The 19,749-nt window shown below is 68.9% G+C and carries 7 protein-coding genes and 1 riboswitch; of the genes, 4 read left to right on the plus strand and 3 right to left on the minus strand.

Features of this window, described 5'->3' with window-relative positions; genetic code table 11:
* Positions 1 to 530: 530 nt before the first annotated feature.
* The 3 genes from pks2 (AC5Y46_RS01700) to pks2 (AC5Y46_RS01710) form a co-directional block, all read right to left on the minus strand.
* A complete protein-coding gene (pks2, locus tag AC5Y46_RS01700) occupies positions 531 to 6,842 on the minus strand; it encodes a sulfolipid-1 biosynthesis phthioceranic/hydroxyphthioceranic acid synthase (RefSeq protein ID WP_499944123.1) in 6,312 nt (2,103 codons plus the stop codon).
* A 389-nt stretch (positions 6,843 to 7,231) separates the two neighbouring features.
* Positions 7,232 to 8,662 (minus strand): condensation domain-containing protein, encoded by a 1,431-nt coding sequence (locus tag AC5Y46_RS01705; protein ID WP_499989861.1) that lies wholly within the window; start codon positions 8,660 to 8,662, stop codon positions 7,232 to 7,234.
* Positions 8,663 to 8,727: 65 nt separating this feature from the next.
* The gene (gene pks2 / locus AC5Y46_RS01710) at positions 8,728 to 15,015 is read right to left on the minus strand and encodes a sulfolipid-1 biosynthesis phthioceranic/hydroxyphthioceranic acid synthase (protein WP_499989862.1); all 6,288 of its coding nucleotides are present in this window, start codon (positions 15,013 to 15,015) and stop codon (positions 8,728 to 8,730) included.
* A gap of 130 nt (positions 15,016 to 15,145) precedes the next feature.
* On the opposite strand from pks2 (AC5Y46_RS01710), the gene AC5Y46_RS01715 reads away from it, so the two are divergent.
* From AC5Y46_RS01715 to AC5Y46_RS01730, 4 genes are all read left to right on the plus strand, one after another.
* On the plus strand, positions 15,146 to 16,900 hold the full coding sequence (locus AC5Y46_RS01715) for an AMP-binding protein (protein ID WP_499989863.1): 1,755 nt from the start codon (positions 15,146 to 15,148) through the stop codon (positions 16,898 to 16,900).
* 59 nt (positions 16,901 to 16,959) lie between these two features.
* The gene (locus AC5Y46_RS01720) at positions 16,960 to 17,535 is read left to right on the plus strand and encodes a carboxymuconolactone decarboxylase family protein (RefSeq protein ID WP_499989864.1); all 576 of its coding nucleotides are present in this window, start codon (positions 16,960 to 16,962) and stop codon (positions 17,533 to 17,535) included.
* A 177-nt stretch (positions 17,536 to 17,712) separates the two neighbouring features.
* Positions 17,713 to 18,834: an NAD(P)H-dependent flavin oxidoreductase gene (locus AC5Y46_RS01725; RefSeq protein WP_499989865.1), complete on the plus strand. Its 1,122-nt coding sequence runs from the start codon at positions 17,713 to 17,715 to the stop codon at positions 18,832 to 18,834.
* 181 nt (positions 18,835 to 19,015) lie between these two features.
* Positions 19,016 to 19,184: riboswitch (M-box (ykoK) riboswitch) on the plus strand.
* A gap of 258 nt (positions 19,185 to 19,442) precedes the next feature.
* Positions 19,443 to 19,667, plus strand: coding sequence for an Rv1535 family protein (locus tag AC5Y46_RS01730; RefSeq protein ID WP_499989866.1), 225 nt, complete (start codon positions 19,443 to 19,445; stop codon positions 19,665 to 19,667).
* The last annotated feature ends 82 nt before the right edge of the window (positions 19,668 to 19,749 follow it).

Here is a 19,749-nt window from a genome sequence, read left to right on the forward strand (position 1 = left end):
TCGGAAAGTCCTGGTCGAACTTCGCGCCGCGCTGCTGTCGTTCCGCAGCCGTGAACGCGCCCACCGACCCCCGTACTTCGACGCCCACTTCGTCGAGCGCGATTCAGAAGCGTAGCCGGTCGGTTCGTCACATGTAGAAAAATCGTGCGAACGTACAAAAATTTTCCGGCGAAGGTGACTGCAATCACATTGCTCCCCGGTGACCTGGAGAGCTCCGTGTTCGATCCTAAAACAGCAGCTCGGAAGCGCGACAGACCGCTAGGACGGCCGGTCCCGGTGGGCGCTACGCACCTCGCCGCCGTACTGTCTGCTGCTGTTTTGAAGTCATAACGTGATGGTGAACGGCGATTCGGTCACCAGCGATCGTGGTTGCTGGCGACCGTCGCCGAACCGGCGAAACGTGCCCGCGCCGGCCCGATCTGCACTGATCAGGCTAGGCGTTTCGGCTGGTCGGCACGGTCAAAACGAAAAAATTTCCGCCCCCGATTGCCCGAGGTTTGCCCGGCGTTCGCCCGGCCACGGGCACGCCTTCAGATCGAGTCCGGATTGTCCTGTGCCGGAGCCAGTTTCTCGGTCAGGTGGTCGGCCAGGACGCGCACCGTGCTGATATCCGACGAGCGCAGCCGTACCCCCGTCTCCGATTCGATGCGGGTCCGCAACTCGAGGTTGCCCAGCGAATCCAGGCCGTACTCCGCCAGGGCCCAGTCCGGGTCGACCGCGCGGCGCAGGATCAGGCTCACCTGCTCGGACACCAGCCGTCGCAGCTGACCGGGCCACTCTTCGCGAGGCAGCTCCATCAGCTTGGACAGCAGCTTGCTACCGCCGGACTTGCCCCTTGCCGACTTGAACGATTCGGCGAACGGGCTGCGTTGCGCGAAGGCGGTCAGCCACGGCGACCCGATCACCGGGGCGTACCCGGTGTAGGCGCGGTTGTGGCGCAGCAACGCCTCGAACGCGTAGGCGCCTTCGTCCGGGTCGATCGCGTCACCTTCACCGGATTCCGCGGCGAACGTGCTGCCGCGCCCGATCTCGGCCCAGGCGCCCCAGGCGATCGACGTCGCCGGCAACCCCTGGGCACGTCGCCAGTGGGTGAACGCGTCCAGCCAGCTGTTGGCCGCCGCGTAGGCGCCCTGACCCGGCGAGCCCACCAGGGCGGCCGCGGACGAGAACGAGCAGAACCAGTCCAGCTGATGGCCCGCGGTTGCCTCGTGCAGATGCCACGCGCCGTGAACCTTCGGTGCCCAGTCGCGCCGGACGAGTTCGTCGGTGATGTTGGACAGGACGGCGTCCTCGACGACGGCGGCGCCGTGCAGCACCCCGCGCAGGGGCAGCCCGGTGGCGGTGGCAGCGATCACCAGCCGCTCGGCGGTGTCCGGTTCGGCGATGTCGCCGCACTCCACCACGACGTCCGAACCGATGCCGCGGATCAATTCGACGGTTTCCAGCGCCTTCTGGCTCGGCTGGGATCGCGAGCTCAACACGATCCGGCCGGCACCGGCTCCCGCCATCTTCTCGGCCAGGAACAACCCCAGACCACCCAGACCGCCGGTGATGATGTAGGCGCCGTCGCTGCGGAAGACCTGGGAGTGCTCCGGAGGCAGCACCACACTGCTGCGGCCTGCATGGGGGATCTCCAGGATGAGCTTGCCGGTGTGTTCGGCCGCACCCATCACCCGGATGGCGGTGGCCGCGTCGGCCAGCGGGTAGCGGGTGCACTCGGGCACCGGCAACACACCCTCGGCGGTCGCGTTGTACACCGTGCTGAGCAGGTCGCGCAGGGCGGCGGGGTCGGTGATCGAGAGCAACCCCAGGTCCAAACCGTGGAACGAGAGGTTCTGCCGGAACGGGAACAACCCCAGCTTGGTGTCGGCGTAGATGTCGCGCTTGCCGATCTCGACGAACTGTCCACCGCGGGCCAGCAGCTTGATCCCGGCCAGCTGGGCGGCGCCGGTGACGGAGTTGAGCACGATGTCCACGCCGTAGCCGTCGGTGTCGCGGCGGATCTGCTCGGCGAACTCGACGCTGCGGGAGTCGTAGACATGCTCGATTCCCATGTCGCGCAACAGTTGTCGACGCTTCTCGTTGCCCGCGGTGGCGTAGATCTCGGCCCCGGCGGCACGCGCGATCGCAATGGCCGCCTGGCCCACCCCGCCGGTCGCGGAATGGATCAGCACCTTGTCGCCCGACCTTATCCGGGCCAAGTCCTGCAGGCCATACCAGGCGGTGGCCGAGGCAGTGGTGACCGCGGCCGCCTCGACGTCGGTCAGGCCGTCGGGAATGGGCGTGGCCAGGCGCGCGTCGCAGGTGACGAAGGTGGCCCAGCACCCGTTGGGGGACGTGCCGCCGACCCGGTCGCCGATCTTGAGGTCGGTGACGTCGGGTCCGACCGCGGTCACCACGCCGGCGAAGTCGGTGCCCAGCTGCGGCTGCCGTCCGTCGACCGTCTGATAGCGCCCGAAGGTGACCAGGACGTCGGCGAAGTTGATGCTGGACGCGCTGACGGCGACCTCGACCTCACCGCGGCCGGGCGGTACCCGGTCGAACGCGGCGAACTCCAAGGTCTGCAGGTCGCCGGGGGTGCGGATCTGCAGGCGCATGCCGTGGTGCTGGTGATCGACGACGGTGGTGTGGCGTTCGTCGGGTCCCAGCGGGGTGGCGTTGAGCCGCGCGGTGTACCACTCGTCGTGCCGCCAGGCCGTCTCGTCTTCTTCGGACTCGGCCTGCAGCAGTTGCCGGGCCACCTGGTCGGCGGCGGTCTGCTCGTCGACGTCGATCTGGGTGACCTTCAGATGCGGGTGCTCGGCACTGATGACCCGCAGCAGACCGCGCAGGCCGCCCTGCTCGAGGTTGACGCGGTCGTCGCTGAGCACCGGCTGCGCGTTTCGGGTCAGCACGTACAGCCGGGGGGTGTAACCCATGATTTCGGGCAGCTCGCGCGCGATCCGCACCAGGTGCTCGACGTACTCGCTGCCGCGCGTACCGGATCCGGGTTCCGGGTCGCCGTGGTCGGGTGCGGTGACGACGACGACGCCGTGGCAGGCGCTCGCGTTGAGGTGCTCGCGCAGGCGACCGGCCTGGGTCTCGTGGTCGGCGGCTCGCAGCGGCCAGAACAATGTCGTGGTGTCGGCGTCGTGCACCTTCAACGCGTCGGTCAGCTGAGTGGCCGTCATGTCGGCGGCTTCCGACGTGCTGATCAGCAGCCACGTGCCGGGCTCGGTCACGGCCTTGTCGGGTAGGTCGCGCTGCTGCCACTCGATGGTGAGCAGCCGCTCGCTCAGGACGCGGTCGCGTTCGCTGCTCGCCGAGGCGCCGGTGCCCATCTGCAGGCCGCGCACCGCGAGCAGCACCGTGCCGTGCTCGTCGAGGATGTCGATGTCGGCGACCAGCTCGTTGACGCCGGCTTCGCCGCGGGTCACCGTCGTCAGGCAGTAGCGGGCGTTGCGGGCCGGGCCGTAGGCGCGCAGCCGGCCGACACCCAGCGGCAACAACAGGCCGCCGCCGGCTGAGCGGACGCTGGGGTGCGCGGCCACCGACTGGAAGCAGGCGTCCAGGAGGGCCGGATGCACGCCGTAGGCGCGTTGCTGGGAGCGGATCGAGCTGGGCACGGCCACCTCGGCGAGCACGGTGTCCCCGCCGGCTTCGGCGGTGTGCGCCGAGACCAGCCCGCCGAAGGCCGGTCCGTACTGGATGCCGCGCTCGTCGAACTCGTCGCGCAGGTCGTCGCCCTCGGCCGCGCTGGCGTGCGTCGCCAGCAGCGCCTCGATGTCGTGGACTGCCGGTTCCTCGTCGTCGGCTGCATGCAGCGTCGCCGACGCGCGCCGCGAACGTTCCCCGCCCTCGTTCGTCTCCACCACGAACGGCACGACGTCAGGTGCCTCGACGGTCGCGGTCGCCCCGACCGGGCTCTGCTCGTCGAGCAGCAGCAGTCGCTCGAAGCGGACGTCGCGGACTTCGGCGTTTTCGCCCAGCACCGTGTGGGCCGCGGACAGCGCCATCTCGCAGTAGGCAGCGCCGGGAAGTGCTGGGGCGCCGTGGATTTGGTGGTCACCCAGCCAGGGCAGCGCCTCGGTGCCGACGTCACCCTGCCAGACGTGGCGCTCGGGTTCCTCGGGCAGCCGCACGTGCGAGCCCAGCAGCGGGTGGACAGCGACGGCGTGGGTGTGGGCCAGGCGGTCGGTGCTTTCCAGCAGCATCAGGCGGCGATGGTTCCAGACCGGCAGGGTCGCGTCGACCAGGTTCCCGGCGGGGTAGAGCGCGGCGAAGTCCAGGGCCGCGCCGGCGGCATAGAGGTCGCCGATGAGTCCGCGCAGCCCGTGCGGCAGCGGTCCCCCGCAAGCGGGAGGTGCCCCCAGTTCGCGTCGACGCATCGCGGCCAGGGCGGCGGCCGACATGTCCAGGCCGCGGGCGGTCTGGTCGACCGCGTGGGTGAGCAGCGGGTGCGGCGACAGCTCGGCGAAGACCCGGAAGCCGTCTTCCAGCGCGGCCTGCACCGCGGCCGAGAACCGCACGGTGTGGCGCAGGTTGTCGGCCCAGTAGTAGGCGTCGCAGTAGGGCTCTTCCCGCGGATCGAACAACGTCGCCGAGTAGTAGGGCACCTCGGGTTCGAGCGCTTCGATGTCGGCCAGCGCCTCGGTCAGGTCGTCCAGGATCGGTTCGACCTGCGGGGAGTGCGAGGCCACGTCGACGGCCACCTCGCGGGCCATCACGTCGCGCTCCTCCCAGGAGGCGATCAGCTCGCGCACCCGCTCGGTGGCACCGCCGATCACGGTGGACTGCGGCGAGGCCACGACGGCGACGGTCACATCGTCGATGCCGCTACCCAACAACTCCGAAAACACTTGCTGGGCAGGCAGTTCCACCGACGCCATGGCCCCGGCACCGGCGATGCGGGTCATCAGCTTGGAGCGCCGGCAGATCACCTTGACGCCGTCTTCCAGCGACAGCGCCCCGGCGACGACGGCGGCTGCGGATTCGCCGAGCGAGTGCCCGATCACCGCACCGGGTTGCGCCCCGTACTCCTTCATCGCGGCGGCCAGCGCGACCTGCATGGCGAACAGGGTCGGCTGGACGCGGTCGATGCCGCTCACCTTCTCCGGCGAGGTCATCGCCTCGGTCACCGAGAATCCCGACTCGGCGGCGATCAGCGGCTCGATCTCGGCGATCTTGGTGGCGAACACCGGCTCGCTGGCCAGCAGGTCCTTGCCCATCTCCGCCCATTGCGAACCCTGCCCGGAGAACACCCAGACCGGTCCCTTGTCCGAACCGACCGCGGCCGGGTAGGGGACCTCACCGTCGGCGATTTCCCGCAACGCATCGCGCAGCTCGGTGGCGGTGCCGGCCAGCACGGCGGTGCGCACCGACCGGTGTCCGCGCCGGCGCGCCAGCGTGTAGGCCAGATCCGAGATGTTCAGGTCCTGCTGTGCGTCCACCCAGTCGGCCAACCGCGCCGCGGTGACGCGCAGTGCGTCCTCCGAACTCGCCGAAAGCGGGAAGACCAGGACGCCGTCCAGGCCGGTGACCGCGCCGGTTGCTTGCGTGGCGCCCGGCTCGGGTGCTTGTTCCACGATGGCGTGCACATTGGTGCCCGACATGCCGTACGACGACACCGCGGCCCGCCGCGGGGTGCCCTCCTGACGCGACGGCCACGGCGTAACATCCTGCGCCACAAAGAGATTGGTCTCGATCTCGGCCATTTGCTCGGGCATCGTGTTGAAGTGCAGGTTCTGCGGGACCACGCCGTGCTGTACCGCCAGAACCGCCTTCAGCAATCCCAGCGCACCCGCGGTGGACTGGGTGTGGCCGAAGTTGGTCTTCACCGAGCCGAGGGCGCAAGGTTCCTCGATGCCGTAGACCGCGGCCAGGCTGGAATATTCCAACGGGTCGCCGACGGGCGTACCGGTGCCGTGCGCTTCGACCATGCCGACGGTGGCGGGGTCCACGTCGCCGGCGGTCAGCGCCGCACGGTAGACGGCTTCCTGCGCGTCGGCCGACGGTGTCACGATGTTGACCGTGTGACCGTCCTGGTTGGCGGCGGTGCCGCGGATGACGGCCCAGATCCGGTCGCCGTCACGCTGCGCGTCCGGCAGGCGCTTGAGCAGCAGCACGACCACGCCCTCGCCGGAGACGAAGCCGTCGGCTTCGACGTCGAAGGCGTGGCAGCGGCCGGTGCGCGACAGCATGCCGTTGGCCGAACCCGAGGCGAACCGGCGCGGTTCCAGCATCGCGTAGACGCCGCCGGCGAACGCCAGGTCGGTTTCCCCCTCATTGAGGCTGCGGGCGGCCAGGTGGGCGGCGAACAGGCCGGACGAGCACGCGGTGTCCACGGTCACGGCCGGGCCGCGCAGACCCAGCGCATAGGAGACCCGTCCAGAGGCCATGCAGGAGTTGGTCCCGGTGTTGCCGTAGGGGCCTTCCAAGGTGCCGGTCTCGGCCTGCACGAATTGGTAGTCGGCGTGCGTGAACCCGACGTAGACGCCGGTCAGCGAATCGGCCAGCTGAGCGGGGGTCAGACCGGCGTGCTCCATGGCCTCCCAGGACGTCTCCAGCAGCAAACGGTGCTGGGGGTCCATGGCGACGGCTTCGTTTTCCGGAAGGTTGAAGAATTCGGGATCGAAGTCACCGAGGTTGTCCATGAAGGCGCCCCACTTGCAGTGGGAACGTCCCGGCACACCAGGCTCGGGGTCGTAGTATTCGTCGATGTCCCAGCGGTCGGGGGGAACCTCGGTGACGAAATCCTCGCCACGCAGCAACGCCTCCCACAGCTGCGTCGGTGAATCGATGCCCCCCGGCAGGCGGCATGCCATCCCAATCACAGCAACCGGCGTCACGCGCGTCTTATCCACGGTTCTTCTTCAACTCCTCAACACCGCGTCGAGCCCGCTTCGGCGGGCGATCTTCCAGGCTGTCCGCTATGAGACGAGCCGCAGCAGCAGACGTGCCCCTCTGTCCCCACGCTGAATTGTCAGAGGTGGCGATCAGCAGCGTAGCCGGTTGCGTGGTCTCACTTGGGAAAATCGTGCGGACGTACAAAAAAAGATGCCGACGCCGACGGCGACGGGACGCTTCAGCGGGCGGGTGTTGACCGCCGCGGGATGGCGAAGTCCCAGCTCATGGCGTCGGCGCGGTTCAGGGCCGGGGCTCGTGCGGGGTCTGGCGCGGCGCGGGCAGATCGCACCCTTCCTACTGTTTTCCCGGGCGGCGAGAGTGAACCTGGCGACGGTTCACCGGCGTGTCACGTCACGAGATTCACACTCGGCGAATGGGTGCTGAGGCGTCCCTCGGCCACCCGGACGTAGACCGATTTCATCGTCTGCAGGTACCGCGCGATCGACTCGTAGGCGACCGGATTGCTGGGAAAAGAGGCGGTCACGGTGGTTTCCTCGTGGAACTTGTTGACCCACATGCAGACTCGCGCGGCGATGCGGCCGTCGCTGAAGGCCCGGGTGTTCATCCGGTCCAGCTGGGTGGCGATCACCGCGGACAGCGGCGGGACGCCGGCGTCCAGGAACGACAGCATCGGGAAGCTGTGGTGCGCGGGCGGCGCGTGCAGCCAGGGAGCGAGTTCCAGGATCCGTTCGAACGGGACATGGGCCAGGTGACTGCGGGCATCGAACGCCGTCTGGGCGCCGCGGGCGGTCTCGCCGAACGACGCGGCGACCGGGACGGCAAACGGAACGTGACCGATGAACCATCCGGTCGTGCGGAACTCAGCCGCTGTGCTGCGGGTCCCGACGGGGGTGAGGGCGTGATACGTCCGCGATCCGACCAGTTCGTACTCGGTGAGCGCGGCACACGCGAACACGCCACCGCTGAAGCGGGCACCGGCCGCGGTGCAGGCGGACTCGAAGCCGGCGGTCTGGTCGGCGTCGAGCAGTCGCACCGAGAGCAGCTCACCGCCGGCCGGTACGGACGTGTCACCCAGGGGCAACGGAAAGGTCGGCAGGTGTCCGTCGTTGTCCTCGAAGAACTCGATCCACTGCCGCACGTCCGGGGAATCCAGCGTCAGCGCCGCGGTGTAGGCGCGCTCCCGTAAGCAGTAGTCGGCGTAGCTCCCGGCCGGCGGCAGGGCGATGGGACCGTCGCCGTCCATCAGCGCGTTGTACATCGCCCGGATCTCCCAGAAGACATCGCCGATGAACATCGGGTCGACGTGCAGGTGGTCGACACTGACGCAGACGGTGAAATGGTCGTCGCGCTGGATGATCGCGAAGCGGAAGCAGTCCCATTCCAGCGGGTTCGGCGTGGTAAGCAGATGTTCCTGCCATTGCCTGGCCGTGAGCTCGCCCTGTTCGGCCGGGATGAGTTCGATGGCTTCCGGATCGGCGATGGTGTGCCGGACGATGTGCCCGGTATCGGTGAATTCGAACCAGCTGCGATAGGTGTCGTGCCGGCGCAGATGGGCGTTGAAGACATAGGTCATCGCGCGGATGTCGCACTGGCCCCCGATGTCGAACGCGATCACCAGCAGCCGCGACATGTCCAGACCGCGAATCTGCTGTTGCCGGAAACAGCGCAGATGCCGGGCCTGGATGTAACTCGGGGGGACGACGCTGATCGGCGCCTGCCGCACCGCTTGCCGGCACGCCGCCGTCGCGTGCCACGACCAGACGGAACCGGGTTCGGGGATCCAGTCACTGATTGTCCCGAGACCCAGGTGGCCCATGACGACCAAATTCGCTCCTCGGGCAGTGCCGACAGTTCAGGGTATTTCGTGGCGGCGGCCGACCCTCACATTGACACCGGAGCGTCGTGGGTCAGGGCGAGTTTCTGGCCCAGCCGCTGGGCGAGATCACGGACCGTGGTGATGTCGGTGGAGCGCAACCGAATACCGGTCTCCGTCTCGAGCCGGGTGCGTACTTCCAGATTTCCCAGCGAATCCAGACCGTAGTCCGACAGCGGCCGATCCGGGTCCACGCTGCGGCGCAGGATGTCGCCGATCTGCTCGGATACCAACTGCCGAAGCCGGTCGTGCCATTCCTCGGTCGGCAGCGCCATCAGTTCGGTGCGGAACTCCGATCCGCCGCATCGCCGGCTCGGTGTTGCGGCACAGAGCAATTCGGCGAACCGACTGCGTGCTGCCAGCGCGGTGAGCCAGGGCGACCCGACAGTTGAAGCGGAGCTGAACGGGAAATATCCGGAGTAGCAACGGGTATGGCGCAACAGGCTTTCGAAGGCGTAGGCACCTTCGTCCGGGGTGATCATCGTCGTCTCACCGCTGTCGGCTAGGGCCGCGCCGCGACCGATCTCGGCCCAGGCTCCCCACGCGACGGTCACGGCCCGCCGACCCTGGGCTCGCTGCCAGTGGGCGAAGGCGTCCAGCCAGCTGTTGGCCGCGGCGTAGGCGCCCTGTCCCGCCGAACCCAGCAAGGCCGCAGCCGAGGAGAACGAGCAGAACCAGTCCAGGTCCGCAGATGCGCTGGCGTGATGCAGGTTCCACGCGCCATGCACCTTCGGAACCCAGTCCCGCTCCAACAGCTCGTCGGTGATGTTGGTCAACGTGGCGTCGTCGACCACCCCGGCGGCGTGCAACACACCCCGCAACGGCAGACCGGTGGCGGTTGCCGCGGCGACCAGCCGGGCCGCGGTGTCGGGGTGGGCGATGTCGCCGCACTCGACCACCACGTCGGCGCCGGTGGATCTGACCAATTCGATTGTCTCCGACGCCTTTCGGGTCGTCCGCGAGCGGGAGTTGAGCACGATGCGCCCCGCGCCGGCGGCGGCCATCTGTTCGGCGAGGAAGAGTCCGAGGCCACCGAGACCGCCGGTGACGACGTAGGAGCCGTCGGGCCGGAACACCGGGACCTGTTCGGGGGGAACCAGCACGGTGCTGTGCTCAGCATGGGAAACGTCGAGGACGAGCTTGCCGGTGTGCTCGGCGGCGCTCATGGCACGAATCACTTCGGCCGCGTCGGCAAGTGGGTAGTGGGTCCGCGACGGCGGCGCCAGGCAACCGTCCGCGACGAGCCGGTATACGTCTTTCAACACAGCACCCAGCCGGCGCGGATGGGTGACGCTCATCAGGGCCAGGTCGACGGCGTGCAGGGATATGTTGCGCCGCAACGAGAAAAGGCCCAGGCGGCTGTCGGCGTAGATGTCGCGCTTGCCGATCTCGACGAACCGCCCGCCGAAGGACAACAGGTCGAGGCCGGCGCGCTGGGCCGCGCCGGTCAATGAGTTGAGGATGACGTCGACGCCGTAGCCGTCGGTGTCGGCGCGGATCTGCGCGGCGAAGTCGGTGCTGCGGGAGTCGTAGACATGCTTGATGCCCATGTCGCGCAACAAGTTCCGGCGCTCCGGGCTGCCGGCGGTGGCGAACACTTCGGCGCCGAAGGCGCTGGCGATCGCGATCGCCGCCTGGCCGACGCCTCCGGTCGCGGAGTGGATGAGCACATTGTCGGCTGCGCGGATGCGGGCCAGTTCGTTCAACGCGTACCAGGCGGTGGCGTATGCGGTGGTGACCGCGGCGGCATCGCCGTCGCTCAGGTCGGTGGGAAGTTTTGCGGCCAGGGCCGCATCACAGGTGACGAACGTTCCCCAGCAACCGCCCGGCGCCATACCGCCGACCCGGTCGCCGACCCGGTGGTCGGTGACATCGGGTCCGACCGCGCTCACCACCCCGACGAAGTCGAGGCCGAGCTGGGGTGGTGTCCCGTCGAAGGACGGGTAGCGTCCGAACGCCGCGAGCACGTCGGCGAAGTTGACGCTGGATGCGCGGACCGCGACCTCGATCTGTCCGGCGCCCGGCGGCTTCCGGTCGACCTTGACGCACTCCACGGTCTGCAGGTCACCCGGGGTGCGGACCCGCACGCGCAGACCGCCGTCCGCGTGGTCGACTACCGCGGTCATCCGTTCCTCGGGACGCAGCGGCGCCGGACACAAGCGTGCGGTCAGCCATTCGCCGCTGCGCCACGCGGTCTCGTCTTCGGTGGTGTCCGCGAGTAGTTCGCCGGCAACGTGGTCCGGATGAGTGCCGCGGTCGACGTCGATCTGGGTGGCACGTAGATAGGGGTGCTCGGCGCCGATCACCCGCGACAGGCCGCGCAGGCCGGCCTGGCCGAGGTCGACGGGGTCGTCGGGCCGGACCGGTTGGGCGTTTGTGCTGATCAGGTAGAGCCTGGGTGCTTCGTCGCGGGCACCGGGGAGTTCACCGGCGATGCGGATCAGATGCCGAACGCGATCGACGGCCACCGGATCTGAACTTGCCCGTCCGGCGACCACGACCACCCCGCGCACGTCGCCGACGTTCAGCTGGCGGCGCAGTTCCGCGGGGTCTCCGACCCAGCGCATGGCGGTGCATCGCGCGCCACGCCGGCGCAACATCGCCGCGAGGTCCGTTGCGAACGGGTCGTCGCCGGAAAGGGTTATCAGCAACCAGCTTTCAGCGGTGGCTGTGGGTGAGGGCGGTTCGCGGCGTCGCCACTCGATGGTCGACAGTCGCTCACTCAACAGCCGGTCGCGGTCGGCGGTTTCGGAGCGCCCGGTGCCCATCAGTAGTCCACGTATCACCAACAGCATGTCCCCGTGCTCGTCGGTGACGTCGATGTCGGCTTCGACTTCGCCGCCGCAGACCGTCACCGTGGTGAGGCAGTAACGCGCGTTACGCGCCACGCCGAAGGCGCGGAGTCGGCGCACGCCGAGGGGCACCAGCAACCCGCCGTTGCCCACGCCGCGCACCGCGGGATGGGCTGCCACCGATTGAAAGCAGGCGTCCAGCAGCGCGGGGTGTATCGCGTAGCCCGATTGATGGGTGCGGATCGGCCGGGTCGCGACGATCTCGCCCAGGACGGTGCCGACCGCGCCATCGGCGAGGTGCGCCGCGGCCAAACCCGCGAACGCCGGCCCGAACTGAATTCCCCTGCCAGCGAACCACTCTCGTAACTGGTCGCCCTCGACGCGGCAAGGGTGTTCGGCCAGCAGCGTGTCCAGGTCGTGGGCGGGGGGCCGGTCGTCGTCGCTGCGCCGCAGCATGGCCGAGGCCCGCCGGATCCTTTCGCCCCCGGATTCGGTCTGCACCACGAAGGTGGCTTCGTCGCCGGACTCGACCACCGCGACTGAGCCCACCCGGGTCTCGTCGTCCAGTAACAGCATCCGTTCGAACCGGACATCGCGGATCTCGGTCTGCGCACCCAGCATCGTGGCGGCCGCGGTCAGCGCCATCTCGCAATAGGCCGCGCCCGGAAGCGCGGGCACGCCGTTGATCCGGTGATCGCTCAGCCACGGCAACGTCGTGGTGCCGACCTCGGCCTGCCAGGCGTGCCGCTCGGGTTCTTCCATGAGTTGCACGTGGGCACCCAGAAGTGGATGTGCGGCAACGGTATTGGCTTTGGCCGGGCCCCGCGTCGCGGCGGTGAGCAGCAGGCGCCGGTTCGCCCACACCGGCAGCGGCGCATCCACCAACCGGCCCTCGGGACACAACTCCGCGAAATCGGGACCGGCACCGGCGGCGTGCAGATCGGCCACCATCGCGCACAGCCCGGATGGGCCGGTCACGTCGCGGCGCATCGCGGCGATCGCGGCCACCGGCATGTCCAGGCTCTGCGCGGTCTGTTCGACGGCACGGGTCAGCAGGGGGTGCGGGGACAGTTCACCGAACACCCGGTGTCCGTCCTCCAGCGCGGCCTTCACCGCAGCGGAGAACCGCACGGCGTGCCGCAGGTTGTCCACCCAGTAGCGAGCGTCGCAGACCGGCCGTTCGCGGGGATCGAACAGCGTCGCCGAGTAGTAGGGCAGCTGCGGGGGCCGCGGTTTCAGATCGGCCAGCAGATCGGTGAGCTCGTCGAGTATCGGAGCCACGTGCGGCGTGTGGGAGGCCACGTCGACGGCGACCTCGCGGGCCATGACGTCGCGCTTCTCCCACACCCCGATCAACTCACGGACCGCGTCGGCCGCGCCGCCGACCACGGTGGAATGCGGTGCGGCCACCACGGCGATCACCACGTCTTTGACGCCGCGCCTGGCAAGTTCCTCGCGGACCTGTGCGGCGGGCAACTCGACGGCCGCCATCGCCCCGGCGCCGGCCAGCTTCAGGCACAACCGGGAGCGACGGCAGATCACCCGGATCCCGTCTTCGAGCGAAAGTGCGCCCGCAACAACGGCGGCCGACACTTCGCCCAGCGAATGCCCGATCACGGCCGCGGGCCGGACGCCGTGGGACTTCATGGCCGCGGCCAGTGCGACCTGCATGGCGAACAGCGTCGGCTGCACCCGGTCGATGCCGGCAATGGTCTGCGGGTCGGTCATGGCGGCGGTCACCGAGAAGCCGGATTCGGCGGCGATGAGCGGCTCGGCGGCCGCCACCGCCGCCGCGAACGCCGGCTCGTTGGCCAACAGGTCGGCGCCCATACCCGCCCACTGCGAACCCTGCCCGGAAAACACCCATACCGGACCGCGGTCGTCGAGCCCGACGGCGGCGGCCGGGGCGACGTCGCCGTCGGCGAATTCACGCAACCGCACGATCAGCTCTCCGGTGTCGCAGGCCGGCACCGCGATGCGCACCGGGCGGTGAGCGCGCCGCCGTCCCAGGGTGTAGGCCAGGTCCTGGGCCGCGGGCTGCTTCCGGTCCACCCAGTCGGCTAGTCGGTGTGCGGTCTGTCGCAACGCCGCGGGTGAGCCGGCCGAGATCGCGAACAACCGCGGCTGCGGCACGGGCCGGTTGACCGGCTCGTCGGCGACTGGCGGTGCCTGCTCGAGGATGGCGTGCGCGTTGGTCCCCGACATGCCGTAGGACGACAACGCAGCACGGCGCGGACCTTGTCCCGGCCAGGTGGTAATCCGTTGCGGCACAAAGAGCCCGGTGTCGACGGCGGCGAGCTCGTCGGGCAACCGGGTGAAATTCGCCATCGGCGGTATCACGCCGTGTCGCAGGGACAGAATCGCTTTCACCAGCCCGACCGCTCCGGCGGCTGCCTCGGTGTGGCCGAGGTTGCCCTTCGCCGAGCCCAGCGCACAGCGGTGCCCGGGTGTACCGTAAACCGTTGCCAGACTGCGGAATTCGATGGGGTCACCGACCGGTGTGCCGGTACCGTGCGCCTCGATCAGACCGACGGTGTCGGCGTCCACACCCGCGGCGAGCAAGGCGGCGCGGTAGGCGGCGACTTGTGCGTCCAACGAGGGAGTGGTGATGGTGTCGGTGCGGCCGTCCTGGTTGATCGCCGTACCGCGCACCACGGCCAGGATCCGGTCGCCGTCACGAATCGCGTCGGGCAGCCGCTTCAACGACACGACCGCGCACGCCTCGGAACGGACGAACCCGTCGGCGGCGGCGTCGAACGGTCGGCAACGCCCGGTGGGGGAGAGCATGCCCTGCCCGGAGGCCGAGGCGAACAGCTGTGGTTCCAGCATCACCATGCAACCGCCGGCCAGGGCCAGGTCGCTCTCGTGCTCATGCAGACTGCGGCACGCCAGGTGCAGCGCCACCAGGCTCGACGAGCATGCGGTGTCCACGGTGAGCGACGGGCCGCGCAGGCCCAGTGCGTAGGAGACCCGGCCGGCGGCCATGCTCATCGCGGTGCCGGTGAACCCGTAGGCGTCGCCCAGCGCGCCGGCCGCGTCGGTGACGTGGGCGTAGTCGTCGTGGCACAGGCCGACGAACACGCCGGTCGGCGAGTCGGCTAGGGAATTCGGCGGCAATCCGGCGTGCTCCAACGCTTCCCACGAGGTCTGCATGAGCAGCCGGTGCTGCGGGTCGATCGCGGTCGCCTCACGCTCGCTGATTCCGAAGAAGTCGGGATCGAAGCCGGCGACATCGTCCAGGAAACCGCCCCAGCGCGACACCGACCGATCTGGCATCCCCGGTTCGGGGTCGTAGTAGTCCTCGGCGTCCCAGCGGTCGGCGGGCACCGTGGTGATCAGGTCGTCGCCGCGCAGCAACGCATCCCAGAACTCGTCGGGGGAATCGATGCCGGCGGGCAGCCGACAGGCCATGCCGATGACGGCTACCGGAGTGACCTGCCGGTGGCGCACTGTCCGTACCGCCTTGTCGTCGCGTCTCGCGCCGCCTCGCGCTTGGAAACACATCCTTCCTGTTCAAAGCCGTGTCGCCCGGGAGCAACGCGCCGACGTTTGCGCGGCTGCCGCGGGTCGGGCACGTCCGACTTCGGGCAAAGCGACCGCGGCGGCACGGCGGTGGCAGGTAGTGTTGCCAGCCGTGGTTGGCTCTTCGATCCCTGCCGTGCTGCGCGAACGCGCGAGCCTGAACCCCAACGGCGCCGCGATCACCTACATCGACTACGACCAGGACTGGGAAGGCGGCGAAGAATCGCTGACCTGGGCGAAGTTGTATCGGCGCACGTTGAATGTCGCCGAGGTGCTGAAGAAGTCGGGGGCGCCGGGCGACCGGGCGCTGATCCTGGCGCCGCAGGGACTCGAATACGTCGTCGGCTTCCTCGGGGCGTTGCAGGCCGGTTTCATCGGGGTGCCGCTGTCGGTTCCCTACGGCGGCGCCCACGACGAGCGGACCACGGCGGTGCTCGCCGACACCGCGCCCGCGGTCATCCTCACGACGTCGGCGGCCGTGGCCAACGTCAAGGAGAGCGTCGACCCGCACGTCGGGCAGAACGCGCCGGCGATCGTCGAAGTCGACCTGCTGGATCTGGATTCCCGCCCGCCGTCGTCGCGGCCGGCGCGCAGCACCGGTGACCAGGGAGCGGCGACGTCGTATCTGCAGTACACCTCGGGCTCCACCCGCACACCCGCCGGCGTCACGGTCTCCAACGACAACGTCGCCGCGAACTTCGGCCAGATCATGGCCGACTTCTTCGTCAACGAGGGAGGCGCGCCGCCGGCAGACCTCACCGTCGTGTCGTGGCTGCCGCTCTACCACGACATGGGCTTGCTGCTCGGCGCCATCATGCCGATCCTGGCCGGCAGGCACACCGTGCTGACCAGTCCGGTGGGATTCTTGCAGCGCCCCGCGCGCTGGACGCAGTTGTTGGCCCGCTACGGCAACACGATCTCGGCCGGGCCGAATTTCGCGTTCGACATCGCTGTGCGCAAGACGTCCGACGAGGACCTGGCCGGGCGTGACCTCAGCGGTGTGCACACCATCCTCAACGGCAGCGAGCGGGTGCAGCCCGCCACACTCAAGCGATTCGCCGATCGGTTCGCCCCATTCGGCTTCCCGGCCAAAGCATTACGGCCCGCCTACGGGATGGCCGAAGCGGTGGTGTACATCGCGACCCGCAAGGTGGGCGACCCGCCGGAGATCGTCGAGTTCGACGCCAAGAAGCTGCCCGACGGCCAGGCGGTGCGCGTCGAGAACGGCACCGGCACAGCCTTGGTCAGTTACGGTGCCCCGCAGTCGCTTTCGGTGCGCATCGTCGATGCCGACACCGGCCTGGAGTGCCCGGAAGGAACCGTCGGCGAAATCTGGGTGCACGGTGGCAACATCGCGTCGGGCTATTGGCAGAAGCCCGAAGACAGTGCCCGCACGTTCGGCGCGCAGATCGTCGACCCGTCGCCGGGCACCCCGCAGGGGCCGTGGCTGCGGACCGGAGACTCCGGATTCTTCTCCGACGGTGAACTTTTCATCGTCGGCCGCATCAAGGATCTGTTGATCGTCTACGGCCGCAACCATTCTCCCGACGACATCGAGGCGACGGTCCAGGCCATCAACCCCGGCCGGTGCGCGGCGATCGCGTTTCCGTTCGACGGCACCGAGAAGCTGGTCGCCATCGTCGAGGTCAAGAAGAAGAACGACGAGTCCCATGCCGAACTGAGCGAGCGGCTCGACGGCGTGAAGCGTGATATCAGCGCCGCGATCTTCGACGCGCACGGGCTGAGCGTGGCGGATCTGGTGATGGTGTCGCCGGGGTCGATTCCGATCACCACCAGCGGCAAGATTCGGCGGCAACAATCCGTCGAGCTCTACCGGGAACAGGCCTTCGCCCGGTTGGACGCCTGACCCGTCTGGCTACCATTGCGGAGGATTCGACGGCGTCGTCACCCGGGAGCGCTCACACCATGACCCAAGCCAGCAAACCGGCCCGCATACCGCTGCTGCCCGTCGACGAGGCCAGGGCCGCTGCCGACGAGGCGGGCGTCCCGGACTACATGGCCGAACTCAGCATCTTCCAGACGCTGCTGAACCATCCGCGGCTGGCGCGGGTCTTCAACGACATGCTCGCCACGCTGCTGTGGCACGGTGCCCTGGACCACCGCCTGCGCGAATTGGCGATCATGCGGATCGGCTGGCTCACCGGATGCGACTACGAGTGGACCCAGCACTGGCGGGTCGCCTCGCGGCTGGGGGTGTCGGTCGACGACCTGCTCGGAGTTCGGGATTGGCAGGCCTACGAAGGGTTCGGGCCCAGCGAGCGTGCCGTGCTCGCGGCCACCGACGACATCGTGCGCGACGGTGCGCTGAGCGCGGCCAGCTGGTCGGCTTGTGAAAGCGAATTTGCCGGCGACACAACAATTCTCATCGAGCTGGTGACCGCGATCGGGGCGTGGCGGATGGTGGCTTCGATCTTGCAGAGTCTGCAGGTCCCGCTGGAGGACGGCGTGGCCAGTTGGCCACCCGACGGCGTGGCGCCCTAGCCGCCCGACGGCGTGGCGCCCTAGCCGCCCGACCGCGTGGCGCCCTAGCCGCCCGACGGCGTGGCGCCCTACCCGCCCGCGCCGAGCGTCACGCCAGCGTGACGTTCGGCGTCCGCAGTCACGCTAGCGTGACGCTCGGCGAACGGTCCCGGTCCGCGGCGGCGTAGCTTTGGCGGCATGCGAACCAGGGTCGCCGAGATGCTCGGCGTTGAGTTTCCGATCTGCGCGTTCAGCCACTGCCGGGACGTGGTCGCCGCGGTGACCAATGCGGGGGGATTCGGGGTCCTCGGCGCCACCGCGCATAGCCCGAAACGCCTCGACAGTGAGCTGACCTGGATCGAGGAGCAGACCGGCGGCAAGCCCTACGGGGTGGATCTGCTGTTGCCGCCAAAATACGTCGGCGCCGACACCGGCGGTATCAACGCACGCCAGGCCCAGGACCTACTCCCCGAGGAGCACCGCGCGTTCGTCGACGAGTTGCTGACCCGCTACGGGGTAGGGCAGCACGCCGATACCGAAGAGGCGATCCGGGGCGGACTCAACATCTCGCCACGAGGCTACGAACCGCTGCTGGAGGTGGCGTTCGCCCACGACATCCGGTTGATCGCCAGCGCGCTCGGACCTCCGCCGCACGACCTGGTCGAGCGGGCTCACAGCCATGACGTGCTGGTCGCCGCCCTGGCCGGAACCACCGAACATGCCCGCCGGCACGCCGCAGCCGGTGTAGACCTGATCGTCGCGCAGGGCACCGAGGCGGGCGGTCACACCGGTGACGTGGCCACCATGGTGCTGGTGCCCGAAGTGGTCGATGCGGTGGCGCCGACGCCGGTACTGGCCGCCGGCGGGATCGCCCGAGGGCGCCAGATCGCTGCGGCGCTGGCCCTGGGCGCCGAAGGGGTGTGGTGCGGATCGGTGTGGCTGACCACCGAGGAGGCCGAGACCGCGCCGGTGGTCAAGGACAAGTTTCTGGCGGCGAGCTCGTCGGACACGGTGCGTTCCCGGTCGTTGACCGGGAAGCCGGCGCGGATGCTGCGCACCTCGTGGACCGACGAATGGGAGCGCCCCGACACCCCCGACCCGCTGGGTATGCCGCTGCAGACCGCGCTGGTCACCGACTCGCAGGTGCGGATCAACCAGGCCGCGGCTCATCCCGGCGCGAAGGCCCGGGAGCTGGCCACCTACTTCGTCGGCCAGGTGGTCGGCTCGCTGGACCGGGTGCGGCCGACGCGGGCGGTGGTGCTGGACATGGTCGAGGAGTACATCGACACCATCGGCCGGTTGGACGGTTTGACCGATTGACCCGTGCCGTCGTCGAGCGTGCAGCCACTGCGAAAAACCTTGCGAATTTTCGCAGTAGCAACACGCTCGGCGAAAAGAGTGTGATCGTGCCCACATCTGCACGTAGCACTGCATGAAAGATTGCGACACGGACGGTGGGGCGCGTTGACCGGGCGGGCCGAGTGGTGCATGATCGGTCGGGCAAGCACCTCGTTAGGTGAGGCGGCTACACGAACATAGGCCACTGACCCCGAACGTCGAAAGACGCCCCGGGTCAGGACAGCTCTTCCCGGCTTAAGGGTTGAGCCCAGGTGGCTTCCGGTTATCGGACACGTCGGGTAGTGCCAAAGCTCTGACGAGAGGGGTGCGGTTTTCCGGCATTTGCCGGATTCTGTTCTCCTTTGTGTGCACACTGACAACAGTGTTTGTCGTGACCGAGAGGAGGTGAGGGACGCATGAGTTCCAGTGGCAGTCCGGGTCGATATCCGGGCGTGATTTCGTCCCTGACCGATCTTCGGTGCGGCGTTCTCGGCTGAGACGCCACTAGATCGGAGCCGTTGCGGGACGGGATCTACCAAGAATTCCTTGAGGTCCACCTGTAATCGTTGGCTATCCGCTAGGAGGCGATCATGACCAGCGCTCTGTATGACGAAGTTGTAACCATCCCCGCTGCCCCTCGGCTGCACGTGGTGCGCGACGTACCCGCTGCCCCGGCGCCCAAGAAGGCGGCAAGCCGGATCGGCGCAGCCGGCAGCGACCCGCTGGTCGACGGCGCCGCCCGCCTGCTCAGCGTTCCGCTGCGGCACATGTACGCCGCGCTGTGGCGCATCGGCGTTCTCGAGGTGCAGGCGTAACGCATGGACAGCGAGCAACTCTGGACTCCGAGGGGCTAGCCGACTGCGGGTGCGTCCTGCGGTGAGCTAGCTCCTCGGAGTC

The sequence above is a fragment of the Mycobacterium sp. NGS59 genome (assembly GCF_059812345.1).